The sequence below is a fragment of the Corallococcus sp. AB011P genome (assembly GCF_003611605.1).
In the GTDB taxonomy this organism is placed as follows: domain Bacteria; phylum Myxococcota; class Myxococcia; order Myxococcales; family Myxococcaceae; genus Corallococcus; species Corallococcus coralloides.
Genome location: NZ_RAVX01000002.1, coordinates 868,270 through 880,856, shown reverse-complemented (window position 1 = coordinate 880,856; position 12,587 = coordinate 868,270). Strand labels below are relative to the sequence as shown.

Here is a 12,587-nt window from a genome sequence, read left to right as displayed (position 1 = left end):
CGTTCGCTGCCCTTCTCCTCGGCCGCCCTCATGCGGGGAGTGGTTTCACAGGGGGCGGCGGGATGGCGTAGGGTGGACATCCCTTCCCAGGGGGTGATGACCAATCGATGGGAAGGCGAGGGTGTCATCCATGGAATTGAACTCAACGGGGCGGGAGATCCGCGTCGCACTGCTGGAAGATCAGCAGGTGTTCCGCGAGAGCCTGGTGGCCCTACTCGAAGGCGCGGGAATGAAGGTGGTGGCCCGTTGCGCGGAAACAGGCTCGTTCCTGTCCAACGTGCGCGCGGCCGCGCCGGACGTGGCGGTGGTGGACCTGCGGTTGGAGCACGTGGGCCGCGAGGGCGCGGAGGACGGATTGAACGCGCTGAAGTACCTGCATGACTTCCATCCGCAGGTGCGCGCGCTGGTGCTGTCCGGACACCGGGAGCCGGACGTGGTGGAGCGCTGCTTCCAGGCGGGAGCGGCGGGCTACCTGTGCAAGCTGAACGTGGGTGTCGATGACGTGGTGCGGGCCGTGGGCCGCGTGGCCCGGGGCGAGCGGCTGCTGCCCGTGGACATGCTCCACGCCAATGCCATGCACCTGGACGACCTTGAGATGCCGGCCTCCGCGCTGTCCCGGTTGACCCTGCGCGAGCGCGAGGTGCTGGGTTACGTGGCCGCCGGCGCGGACAACCTGAAGATCGCCGCGCACCTGGGCATCACCGAGCGCACGGTGAAGGCCCACCTGACGAGCATCTACCGCAAGCTGGGGCCGGAGAACCGCGCCCAGCTCGCGGTGTTGGCGTGCGAGCTGGGCGTGACGCGCCCCGTGCTGGCCTGAGGCCTCTCCCTCAGGGCGGCGCGGCTTCCTCCGCGCCGTCCCGAGAGTCGCCCAGGTGCTGGAGGAACCACTCCCCGGCGAGCTCGGCCACCTGCTCCAGCTCCGAGTCCTCCTGGAAGTGGTGGGTGGCGCCCGGGATGATGTCCATGCGCTTGTCGGCGCGGAGCGCCTCGTAGGCCCGGCGGTTGATGTCCAGGCCCAGCGTGTCCGCGCCGCCCACCAGCAGCAGGGTGGGGGCCTGCACCTTGGGCAGCACCGCGCCTGCCAGGTCCGGACGGCCGCCACGCGACACGACGGCCTCCACCTGATCAGGCCGGAAGGCCGCGGCCGACAGCGCCGCGCCCGCGCCGGTGTGCGCGCCGAAGTAGCCCACGTTCAGGCCCGCGGTGGGGCCCTCGCGCCGGAGCCAACGGGCCGCGCCCGCCATGCGCATGCCCAGGAGGCCCACGTTGAAGCGCAGCTGCCGGGTCCTGCGCTCCTCCATCTCCTCGCGGGTGAGCAGGTCCATCAACAGGGTGCCCAGCCCCATCGCCTGGAACAGGCGCGCGGTCTGCGCGAGCCGTGGACTCTGGAGGCTGCTGTCGCTGCCGCGCGCCAGCACCACCACGCCCCCGGCCCCCGAGGGCACCGCCAGCCGTCCCCGGACGAGGACGGCGTCATCCACCGGCACCATCACCTCGCGCTCCAGATGCGTGCGCGCCGCCGGTCTACCGCCACCACGTTGCGCCTCGGACTCCCGCGCTTCTTCCCACCCGTGGTGCTGCCCTACCGCATTCAACCCCGTTCGTGACCGGGGACCTGTCATACAGGCTCCTCCCGTCTGCGTGTGGCTGGTTACCGCGTCTGGCTGAGACACAGTCTGAACATGGCCCTTCCCGTTGTGACCTGCCGGAAGGGGCCGGATGTCCAGCGTAGGACAGGGCCCGCGGGGCATGCGAGGACGCCCCGGGGAGGGCGCCCTGCTTCGCATGCCTCCCTGACGGGGTGGGGAGGCGGCTTCAGGGCCTCAAGGCTTCGTGGCCACTACCAGCTCGAAGGGGCCGGGCAGCACGTGCGCGTCCGCGAAGCCCGCGGCGGTGAGCGCCTCCAGGTAGAACTCCACCTCGCGCAGCCTGCTCACGCACGTGTCCACGCCGATGAGGAAGTAGGACCAGAAGAACTGGGCCGCCAGCCGCTCCGGGGTGCGGAACTCCTCGCAGATGAGCACGCGTCCGCCGGAGGGCAGGGCGGCGAAGGCGGCCTGCATCAGCGACCGCGCCACCTCCGCGGGCCAGTCATGCAGCACGCGCACGAACGACAGCGCGTCGTAGCCCCGGGGCAGCGGCTCCTTCAGGAAGTCGCCGCCCACGAAGCCCAGCCGCTTGGCGGACAGGTCCGCGCGCTCGCGCGTGCGCGCGACGAGCGGCTCGGTGGCGGGCAGGTTGTAGACGTCCACGGAGAGCATCGGGTGCTGGCGCAGCAGGTGCTCCGCGAGCGTGCCGTCCCCGCCGCCCACGTCGAGCAGCCGGGCCTCGGAGGGCCACAGGGTGCCCGCGTGCACGCGGAACGTCTCCAGGATGGGGCCCAGGCCCGCGGACATGCTGGCCTCGAAGCCCTCCACCTGTTCGGGCGTGCGCGGAGGCCAGTCGAACGACGTGGCGGACATGGAGTGCTGGCCGTGCAGCGTCTCCGGCAGCCGGCCGTGCAGGGCCTTCCAGTCGTACTTCTCGCGGTCGCGCTCCAGCGAGCCCTCGCCGAGCACCGTCTCCGCCGCCGCGCGCAGGCCGGGCACGCCGCGGTAGCGCGCCGCCTCCAGTGCGTCGCTGGTCTGCTCGCGCTGCACGAGCCCCAGGCTCTCCAGGCAGTCGAGGAACTTGTAGAGCCGCTTGGGCCGCAGGTCGTACTTCGTGGCCAGCTCGCCCAGCGTCACCGGGCCGGGCTCCAGCGCGTCCAGCAGACCCAGCTTCAGCGCCGTCTCCACGACGTCCATCGCGCGGGCGCCGTTGAACAGCAGGTGCAGGAGGGCGCGAGGCGACGGCGCCTCACGCGTGAAGGGAGGCATCTGGCTGCTCATGCGGCTTCATTGTGCTGCTCTTCGATGAGCGCGTCCATGAAGGCGTCCACTTCCTCGAGCGTGTTGTAGAAGTGTGGCGCGGCGCGCAGGAAGCCCCGGTGGCTGCAGATGAAGCCGCGCGCCACCAGCCGCGCCGTCACCTGGACGTCGCCGGGGAAGCTCAGCGCCACCACGCCGCCGCGCTGATGCGGCTCCCGGGGCGTCACCACGCGCAGGCCTGCCTTGTCCGCGCGGGCCATCAGCCGGCCGGTGAGCTTCAGCGAGTGCTCGCGCACGGCGTGGATGCCCACGCCCTTGAGCAGCTCCAGGCCGGGCCGGGACAGCAGCACCATCAGCGGCGCGGGCGTGCCGCCCATCATCCGGCGCGCGTCCGGCGCGTAGTCCGTCGTCTGCTGGAAGCCGAGCGGTGACGCGCCGGCCAGCCAGCCGGTGACCGCGGGCCGGAGCGTGGGCAGCAGCCCCGGGCGCACGTACAGGAAGGCGGCCTCGGAGCCGCCCAGCCACTTGTGCGCGCCGCCCATGAGGAAGTCCACGTCCAGCTGGCGCACGTCCACGGGGACGGTGCCCACGGTCTGGTACGCGTCCGTGGCGATGAGCGCTCCGGCCGCGTGCGCCGCCCTGGCGATGCGCGCGACGTCCAGCACGGCGCCGGTGGCGAAGGCCCCGTGCGCGACGCAGACGATGAGCGTGCGCTCGTCGATGGCCGCCTCCAGCGCGGCTTCGTCCACGCGGCCGTCCTTCGACGGGACGACGACCAGCTCCGCCCCGTAGCGCGCGAAGCCCTTCCAGATGAAGGGCACGGTGGGGAACTCCAGGTCGGTGATGACGACGCGGCGGCGCTCTCCGGTGAACTCCAGGCACGAGGCCAGGCGCGACAGGTGCGCGCTCAGGTTGGTGTCCAGCGCGACGGAGCCGGCGGGCGCGCCGATGAGCTCCGCCACGCCGTCCGCGTACGCCTGCATCTGGGACAGCCAGGAGTCCCAGGTGTCATCGCGCCACGCGCGCATCGTGTTCCAGTACTGCGCCAGCACGCCCTCCACGGCCCGGGGCAGGGCCCCGGTGGAGTTGCTGTTGAGGTACGTGCAGGTCTGGAGCAGCGGGTACTCCGCGCGCAGGGCGCCCGGGAGTGCCGCCACGGTCACGACTGGCTCCGCAGCTCCTGGGCGTGGGCGTACGCCGACACATGCGCGGCATGCGAATGCGCGTGAGGGGTCGGAGCGTGAGGCACCGCCGCATGCGGCCCGTGCGCCACCGGCGCGGGAGCCGCCGCCGCATGGGGAGCCGGCGCGTGCGGAGCGTGGGCCACCGGTGCGTGCGGAGCATGGGCCGCCGCGTGCGGAGCGTGTGAAGCCGGAGCCGGCTGGGCGTGGGCGGCCGGAGCATGGGCCGCCGCGTGCGGAGCGTGTGAAGCCGGAGCCGGCTGGGCGTGGGCGGCCGGAGCATGGGCCACCGCGTGCGGAGCGTGTGAAGCCGGAGCCGGCTGGGCGTGGGCGGCCGGAGCATGGGCCACCGCATGCGGAGCATGTGAAGCCGGAGTCGGCTGGGCGTGGGCGGCCGGAGCATGGGCCACCGGCGCGTGCTGAGCGTGCATCGGGCAGCCGCCGCCAGTGCGCGCCTCGTGCGCGTGGGCCGGAGCCGCGTGCGCCGTGGCCGCGTGGGCCTCCGCGGCATGCGCCATGACGGCGTGAGCCACCGAGGCGTGCTGAGCGTGGGCCGCGGGCACGTGCGCCACCGAGGCGTGCTGAGCGTGCGCCGTGGCGGAGTGCGCGTGGACCGTGGACGCGTGGGCCGCCGGATCGTGGACCGCGTAGGCGTGGGCCGGAGCGTGCTGCGCGCTCATCGGGCAGCCGCCGCCGGTGCGCGCCTCATGCGCATGGGCCGGGGCCGCGTGCGCCGTCGCGGTGTGATGCACATGCGCCGCCGAGGCATGCTGCGCGTACGCCGCCACATGCGCGTGCGCCGCCTGCGCCTGGGCCACCGGCGCGTGCACCGCCGTGTCCTTCATCGCGTTGATCGCGGCCATCGGGCAGCCGCCGCCGGTGCGCGACTCACCCGGCGTGTAGCCACCCTCGCGCTTCCAGCCCGCGGTCAGCTCCACGCGCACGTCCCACAGCGCGCGGAACAGCGGCAGCGTCATCCGCGCCTGCAGCACCTGCGACGGCAGCCCGTCCAGCGCCTTCACCGTGCGGTCGATGCCAATCGTCCGGCGCACCAGCTGGTAGTGCGCGTACAGCCATCCCTGGAAGCTCTCATCCACCGTCACCAGCTGCTCGCAGACGTGCTGCAGGTCCTTCGGCCCCCCAGCCGAATAGACCTGGAACAGCGTCAGCCCGCGACGCGCCAGCATGCGCTCCATCGCGGACTCCAGCCCGTCCGCCGCGAGGCGCAAGGTGTTGTAGCCCGGCGACTCCTGGCCGCTGCCGTTGCCCAGGCTGCGGCGGATGACCTGGTACTCGGCCGGGGTCATCGTCTCCAGGATGGCCATCTCCGCGCTGATGCCGGCGATGATCTTCTGCACGCGCGCCAGCCGGGCCACCACCGCCCACAGCGCGTCGCGGTCCATCTCCGCCACCACCTCCACCATCTCCCGCGACGCCAGCTTCAGGTACAGCTCCTGAGACTGGTGGACGATCTGGAACATCAGCTCGTCATGGGAGACCAGCTCGCCTTCCGGCGACTGCAGCGACAGCAGGGTGTCCGTGTGCAGGTAGCGCTCGTAGTCCAGCTCGCCCTTGCCCACCCACTTCTTCAACATCACGTTGAACAGGGGTTGAGTCAGCTCCTGCTTCAGCTTTTCGGCGTGGCTGTAATCGGTCGACGTATGCAAGGTGCCTCCGGGGGGACGCAGGCAGTTCCTGGTGGGTAAGGCGCGCCCCAGTCGGGAGGAACAGTGAGCGCGTAAATCTCTAGAAGCGACTACCTTACAGCCCTTTTGGTGAACTTCAAGTCATACAGGGCTTGCTGGTTATCGATTTTTGAGATTCCCATCCGTCCGGAGTACGGGGTGGCCCGAGGGTCCGGGCTCACCCAGGGGGTGGGTCAGCTCTCAACCGGTGAGGGATTCCGGTTGGGCGACGCCGGGCGAGGCTTGAGGCGCATGGCGTTGAGCTTCTGCGCCAACTCCGCGCCTTGGACGCTCTTGGAGATGTAGCCGTCCGCGCCGGAGGCGATGGCCAGCGAGCGCAGCTTGGCCTCATCCGAGGCGGAGTAGAGGATGAAGCGGGTGCCGGGGGGCGCGTACTGGCGCGCCAGGCCCACCACCTTGTCCCCCTTGAGGGCGGGGAAGTTGACGTCGATGAGCACGAAGTCCGGCTCGGAGGCGCGCACGATGTTGGACACGCCCAACGCGGACGTGTGGGTCTGCACATCGAACCCGTACGCGCTCAGCGAGCGCTGCACGAGGTCGAGCAGGTCCGGATCGTCGTCCACGACAAGGACGCGCGGTTTTGCTTCAGCCATGGCTTCTCCCTAGGTACTGACGAATCGTCTCGATGAGCTGATCGCGGTCCAGGGGCTTGGTCATATAGGCCGTGCAACCGGCTGCCTGAGCCTTGTCCTGGTATTCGCGACCCGCGTGCGCCGTGACGGCGATGACGGGCACGTTCTGCCCATCCGGCAACGCGCGGAGCCTGCGGGTGACTTCCCAACCGTCGAGCCGCGGCAGGGACAGGTCCATGAGGATGAGGTCCGGCGCGTCGTTGCGGGCCCGCTCCAGCCCCTGCTCGCCGTCCTCCGCCTCGATGAGGTCATACAGTCCGCCAAGGTATCTGCGGACGATGTCGCGGTTCTGCTCGCTGTCCTCCACGTACAGCACGCGAGGCAGCTTCCCCGCGGACGCCGCCCGCTGGGACATCAAGAGGCCCTTGGCCTGCGCGATGACGTCCTCCAGCGCGTGGCCGCCCTTGCGCACGAAGCCCGCGAAGCCGTCGCGCAAGAGCGTCTCTTCTTCGTTGGACAGCGTCTTTCCGGTGAGCACCACCACCGGCACGGACAGCTTCTCCGCGCGCAGCCGGCGCAGCACCTCGAAGCCGTCCAGGTTCGGCATCATCAGGTCCAGCACCACCAGCGACGGCGGCGACACGCGCGCCTTGAGCAGCGCGTCCTCGCCGTTGCGCGCCTCGTTGGTGGAGAAGCCCGCGCGGCGCAGGTTGCGGCTGACCAGCTCGCGCGTGGCCGCGTCGTCGTCCACCACCAGCACGTCGCCCGTGGCGGCGGAAGCGCCCGCGGAGGCCAGGCTCTTCTGCACCACGTCCACCAGGCGCTCCGGCTCCACCGGCTTCACCAGGTACTCGCACGCCCCCAGGCTGAAGCCGCGGGCGCGCTGCTCCTCCACCGATACCAAGATGACCGGGATGGCCGCCAGCGCCGGGTCGCTCTTCAGTTGGCTCAGCACGGACCAGCCGTCCATGCGCGGCAGGTGGATGTCCAGCAGGATGGCCTGCGGCTTCACCTCGCGGGCCAGCTTCAGCGCGGAGATGCCGTCATTGGCCGTCACCACCCTGAAGCCCGCGGGCTCCAGCTGGCCCGTGACGAGCTGCTGGATGAGCACGTCGTCGTCCACCACCATCACCGTGCTGCCCGGCCGCGCCATGGGCGCGAGCTTCTGGGCCACGTCGTGGAAGGGCACCAGGCGCTCCGTGGCGTGCGGGCTGTCCGCGCCCACCGTGGTCGCCAGCACGTCCGGCAGCCGCACCGTGAAGGTGGAGCCGCGGCCCAGGGTGCTCTTCACGTCCACCGTGCCGCCCAGCACGCGGGTGAGCTCGCGCACGATGGCGAGCCCCAGCCCCGTGCCGCCCACCTTGCGCGTGGTGGTGCCGTCCACCTGGCGGAACTTCTCGAAGATGAAGGCGAGCTGATCCGACGGGATGCCCACGCCGGTGTCCTCCACCGTCATCAAGAGCTCGCCGCCGCCCGCGGGCACCACCGTGAGCGCCACCTCGCCCGTGTCCGTGAACTTGGCCGCGTTGCTCAACAGGTTGAGCATGATCTGCCGCAGCTTCAGCGCGTCGGTGCGGATCTCCTTCGCGTCGTTGTCCACGTTCACCGTGAGGGCCACGTCCTTGCCCTTCAGGTACTCCTTCACGGTGGCCATGCACTCGTCGGCCAGCTCCTGCACGTCCACCGGCTCGGTGACGACCTCCACGCGGCCCGCTTCAATCTTGGACAGGTCCAGGATGTCGTTGATGAGCGCCAGCAGCGTCTTGGCGTTCGTCTTCACCACGTTGAGGTCGCGCCGGCCGTGCGGCGTCAGGCGGCTGCCCTCCTCGCGCATCAGCAGGTCGCAGTAGCCGATGATGCCGTTGAGCGGCGTGCGGATTTCGTGGCTGAAGTTCGCCAGGAACTCGCTCTTGAGGCGCACGGCCCCTTCCGCCTCGCGGGCGCGCTCTTCTTCGTTGCGCTTGGCCACGGAGAGCTCCTGGGCCAGCCGGTCCAGGTCCTCGTTCTGCTGGCGGATGATCTCCATCTGGAGCGCGCGCTGCTGGTAGCTCGCCAGGGAGCGGGCGGACACCGCGCGCGTCTTCTTGATCTCCTCCAGGCTGGCGGCCAGCTGCTTGTTGGCGGCCTCCAGCTCATCCCTGGAGGCGCGCAGGGCCTCCTCGTTCTGCTTGCGGTCGGAGATGTCCTCCGTGACGCCCATCACGAAGCGCGGGACGTTCTGGTCGTCCAGCAGCGGAATCTTGCGCGTGGCGAAGATGCGGTCCACGCCGTCCGCGCGGGCCACCTCCTCGAACGTCTTCATCTTGCGCGTCTCGAGGATCTCCGTGTCGATGGCGATGAACGACTCCGCCTGCTCCTTGGGGAAGTAGTCGTGGTCCAGCTTCCCCAGCAACCACTCCTTGGTGACCCGGAACGCGTCCGCGAACGTCTTGTTCACCACCACCAGCCGGCGCGTCTCCGCGTCCTTCACGAACAGCACGAAGGGCAGCGCGTCGATGATGTTGCTGAGCAGGTAGTTGGTGCGCTTGAGCTCCACGCCCGTCATCTGGTGCTGGGCGCGCTCGGCGTGCAGGCGCAGCTCGCGCGCCACCACGAAGGGCAGGTGGCCGTAGCGGTCCTCGCTGACGTAGTCGCGCGCGCCGGCGCGCATGGCGGCGGACAGCGTGTCCGCGCTCCAGGTGGGCGCGCTCACCACGAAGGCCGTCTCCCGGCCGCGCTTCACCCACGCGGACTGGACGTCCTCCCAGCTCATGCCCGGCAGCTCGGAGCCCACCAGCACCAGGGCCCAGGGGCGCTCCAGCGCCTGCTCCAGGGCTTCCCGCGTGCCGACGGGTTCCAGCGTGAGCATGGAGAGGATGTCCTCCTTCTCCAACGCGTCGCGCATGGCGCGCGTCTCACGCTCGCTGCCCACCAGGAGCAGCGACAGGGTGTAACCGAGGGGCGCTTCGGCTTGGGCCACGTCGAACGGGTGGTGGGCCATGGTCTGTTTAGTTGGAGCCGAACGCGAGCACGGTCAGCGTGGTGTTGATGTGGAAGCCCGAGTAGATCTCGAATTGCACGTTCATCCCAGCAGCGGACGGTGCAAGCTTCATGGCCTCGGAGAGCTTTGGCAACATGCCCTGGGCCTGCGCGTACCACAGGCGTCCGCTGCAGTGGAACAGGAGGGCGGCCTGGGGGTTCTGTACCCGCCTGGGCAGTTCCTCCTGGAAGAAGTCCCGCGTCATGCCCGCCAGGTCGCCGGCCTTCATCAGGTCCAGCTCACTGCCCTCCTCCAGGAGGTTGGCGAACAGGATGGAGCCATCTTCCAGGGGGCGCCACGCGGCGCGGATGAAGTACTCGCGGCCCACCTTGAGCGCGGTGGGGCGCAGCGCGAAGCCACCCGGCCGGCCGAACTCCAGGTCCGCGATGTTCTCCACGCCCAGGATGTCCGCGTAGCGCCGGGCGGCGGGCTGACCGTCGATCTCCAGGGCGCGCGTGTGCGTCTCATCCACCTTGGTGATGGTCATGCGCTCGCCGGTGGGCACGTACCAGTGCGAGCGCAGCGCGGCCCAGGGAGCGTTCGTCTTGAACAGGGCCACCAGCACACCGTCGCCGGCGACCTCTCCGTCCACGTGGATGAGGGCGGACTGGCGCGCGGGGTCCGTCTCTGAATCGCTGGCGCCGCCGCCCACGAGCACCAGGGTCTGGTTCTTCTCCAGGATGCCCAGCAGCAGCTCTTCCTTCTTGTAACGGAAGCCGTCGTCAATCACGAGGCCCACGTACCGGCGCGCGTCCAGGTCCTGCTGGCGCACGCCCAGCTCCTCGCACGCGCGCTTGATGGCCTGCGCGCCCGCGGCGATGGCGTCCCCGGTGAGGCCGCTTCCCAAACCCAGGCCCACCTCGAAGTCGCCGGAGAGCGCGCCCATCACCACGCTGTTCTCGTGGATGCCGTTGTTGTCCAGCTCCCCGGCGGTGGTGGCGCCCACCAGCCGGGTGTCCTTGGGCAGCCGCTCACGCACCGCGCGGTTGAGCGCGCGCTGGTCGCGCTGGCGGGCCGCGAACAGCGTCACCAGCTTCGGCGGCGGGCCGTGCAACTGGCCCAGGAGGTCCTCGGCGACGGCGACCGGATCCGTGAGGGTGGAACGAGCCGTCTGCATCTTCACGTGCGCCATGAGGACCTCCGTGCGAACCGGCGGCGGCTAGAAGCCGGCGCCGGGGTGTGTCTTGTGACAACTGCCGGTGCACTGCTGGAACGACTCGCGGCCCCCGCCGACGTACATGCTCTCGATGGGGCCGAACTTCTCCACGTGGCTCTCAGGGTAGCTCTTGTGGCACGACAGGCAGGCGGCCTTGCTGGTGCGCTGCGTGGTCTCCTGCTTCAGGTGGCAGGACGAGCACTTCTCCAGGGGCGCGTCGAAGCGGTTGGAGCGCGAGTGGATGAAGTGCGTGCGCACGAAGATGGGGCCTTCCAGTTCGAAGCCCAGCGGAGCATGGCACGACGCGCACGCGGCGCGGTTGTCGTTCGCATGCAGGACTTCACCCAGCTCGCCGCCCTTGCTGTGGCAGGTGTTGCACGGACCCGTGGTCAGGGCCGCGCTGGTGTGCGTCTTCGTCCCCACCTGGATTTCGATGGTGCGCGACGCCGGAACGTCCTCGCCCAGGTAATTGCGGCGCGCCTTGGCGGTCACCAGGTAGGTGCCGGGCTTCACGTCCGCGGGCAGGGTGTAGGTCCAGGTGTCGCTCACGGGCGCGTCCCAGCGGCCGTCATTGGGGAAGAAGGCGCCGCCGAACAGCTTGTTGGAGGGGGGGAAGGTCATGAACTGCGCATAGACGCCGTCGCGCGCCGGGGTGGCGATGGTCTGCACGTCCTGCGAGTCATCCAGGAAGGCCTCCAGGTCGACGATGGTCCGGATGGGCTGGATGTCCTGCGCCGGCCCGATGAGCTGGGTCATCATCATCCGTTCCTGGTGCTTGCGGCGATAGTAGGTCGTCGTGGGGTTGAAGAACGCCTGATAGTACTGGATCCCCGCCGGGCTGCCGGGAGCGCCCGGAGGTGCGACCTCATTGTAGGTTGGAAGGCTCCCGGCCTTGTGCAGGCGCTTGCCCTTGCCGTCCTTCAGGGTCATCTGGAAGGTGACCTGCGACCCGGGGGCATACGTGCCGTCCTTGCGGGGCGCCGTCAGGGCCTTGATGTCGATGCCAAACCCGTAGCTGAACTCCGGCTGGGACACCTGCGTGACGGGGATGTAGTAGGGGGCGAACGGGCGCAGGCTCCAGCGCAGGCGCAGACCCGCCGTGCGGGAGTTGAAGGTGAGGGTCTGCTTCTTCGCGTGGTTGTACGCGTTGCGCAGCTCCACCAGGGCCTCTTCCTCATAGGCCGTGGCGCCGTTGCAGTCCGTGAGCGAGCGGCAGTCGCGCGTCCACTGGATGGCGCGCATGCGGCGGATGAAGAAGTCGTCACGCTCCGTGCGGCGGGTGTCGTCGCTGCCGATGTTCAGGAGCACCGGGGCGCCCGTCAGCACGCCGCGCGCGTCCACCGGCTCCACCGTGAAGAGGCTGGTCGCCTTCATCCACGCGGCGTCACGGTAGAAGCGGCGGCGGGTGAAGGTGCCGTCCGGGTTCGACAGGCCCACGAACTCCTGGTCCGCCATGCGCACACCCGACCACCCGATGGCCAGGAAGTCGCTGTTCTGACGCAGGCCGTCCACGCCCTCGTCCTTCGACGCGGTGATGGAGGCGCGCAGGTCAATCTGGTCCACCCAGAAGGTCTGCCCGGCCTTCACCTTGATGGGCACGCCCTTGCCGTTGTCCACCTCCAGCGCCAGGCCCACGGGCGGCTCGCGGTTTCCGCCACCCAGGATGTCGCCCAGCGACAGGTCCTGGCCCTGGACCGCGAGCTGCGGCTCGACATTGGGCTCCACGACGGCGGAGGACTCCAGCTCCGTGGACTCCGGACCACCGCACGCCACCGTCAGGCTGGCGAGGGTCGCCAGCAGGCTCGCGCGGCCCGCCGTGAACAGGTGGGGGGAAGTGCGAGAACACCGCTCCCGAATCGTGACAGTTCCAGCCATGAGGGGACTCCTCCGAACGCGTATGTGCGGACGGCTGCCGGAGCAGCGTCGCGGCCAGTGGACCCGGGTGCCCTTGCGTCGGGGGGACGCTGGCGGCGGGTCACTCTCAAATCCGGCTTTTGCCGGAAACGAGCAGTTCTAGCCACACGGAGAATATCCATAATCAACAGAGCGATTCAACTTCTGAGAATAATTCTAGTCAGAGTCGAACTCGGACTGTTCGTGA

Annotated in this window: 9 protein-coding genes; 1 reads left to right on the top strand and 8 read right to left on the bottom strand. The window is 69.9% G+C overall.

The features are described from left to right. Window positions 1-130: 130 nt before the first annotated feature. Complete coding sequence (locus D7X30_RS08855; RefSeq protein WP_120562387.1) at window positions 131-820, top strand: response regulator transcription factor; 690 nt, start codon at window positions 131-133, stop codon at window positions 818-820. A 10-nt stretch (window positions 821-830) separates the two neighbouring features. On the opposite strand, the gene D7X30_RS08850 is transcribed toward D7X30_RS08855, so the two are convergent. The 8 genes from D7X30_RS08850 to D7X30_RS08815 all read right to left on the bottom strand — a co-directional run bounded on the left by D7X30_RS08850 (window position 831) and on the right by D7X30_RS08815 (window position 12,361). Continuing rightward, window positions 831-1,493 carry a dienelactone hydrolase family protein gene (locus tag D7X30_RS08850; protein ID WP_120562386.1) on the bottom strand — a complete coding sequence of 221 codons (663 nt, stop codon included), beginning with the start codon at window positions 1,491-1,493 and terminating at the stop codon, window positions 831-833. A gap of 333 nt (window positions 1,494-1,826) precedes the next feature. After that, on the bottom strand, window positions 1,827-2,873 hold the full coding sequence (locus D7X30_RS08845; RefSeq protein ID WP_233591465.1) for a methyltransferase: 1,047 nt from the start codon (window positions 2,871-2,873) through the stop codon (window positions 1,827-1,829). Further along, window positions 2,870-4,009 carry an aminotransferase class V-fold PLP-dependent enzyme gene (locus tag D7X30_RS08840; RefSeq protein ID WP_233591464.1) on the bottom strand — a complete coding sequence of 380 codons (1,140 nt, stop codon included), beginning with the start codon at window positions 4,007-4,009 and terminating at the stop codon, window positions 2,870-2,872. The genes D7X30_RS08845 and D7X30_RS08840 overlap by 4 nt, the downstream gene beginning before the upstream one ends. 2 nt (window positions 4,010-4,011) lie before the next feature. Then, the gene (locus tag D7X30_RS42250) at window positions 4,012-5,700 is read right to left on the bottom strand and encodes a tryptophan 2,3-dioxygenase family protein (RefSeq protein ID WP_199724211.1); all 1,689 of its coding nucleotides are present in this window, start codon (window positions 5,698-5,700) and stop codon (window positions 4,012-4,014) included. A 212-nt stretch (window positions 5,701-5,912) separates the two neighbouring features. Continuing rightward, the gene (locus D7X30_RS08830; protein WP_014393466.1) at window positions 5,913-6,332 is read right to left on the bottom strand and encodes a response regulator; all 420 of its coding nucleotides are present in this window, start codon (window positions 6,330-6,332) and stop codon (window positions 5,913-5,915) included. Beyond that, window positions 6,325-9,291 (bottom strand): response regulator, encoded by a 2,967-nt coding sequence (locus D7X30_RS08825; RefSeq protein ID WP_120562384.1) that lies wholly within the window; start codon window positions 9,289-9,291, stop codon window positions 6,325-6,327. The genes D7X30_RS08830 and D7X30_RS08825 overlap by 8 nt, the downstream gene beginning before the upstream one ends. A gap of 7 nt (window positions 9,292-9,298) precedes the next feature. Then, entirely contained in the window at window positions 9,299-10,462 is a 1,164-nt protein-coding gene (locus tag D7X30_RS08820) for an FIST signal transduction protein (protein ID WP_120562383.1), read from the bottom strand. A gap of 27 nt (window positions 10,463-10,489) precedes the next feature. Continuing rightward, a complete protein-coding gene (locus tag D7X30_RS08815) occupies window positions 10,490-12,361 on the bottom strand; it encodes a cytochrome C (protein ID WP_120562382.1) in 1,872 nt (623 codons plus the stop codon). Window positions 12,362-12,587 lie beyond the last annotated feature (226 nt).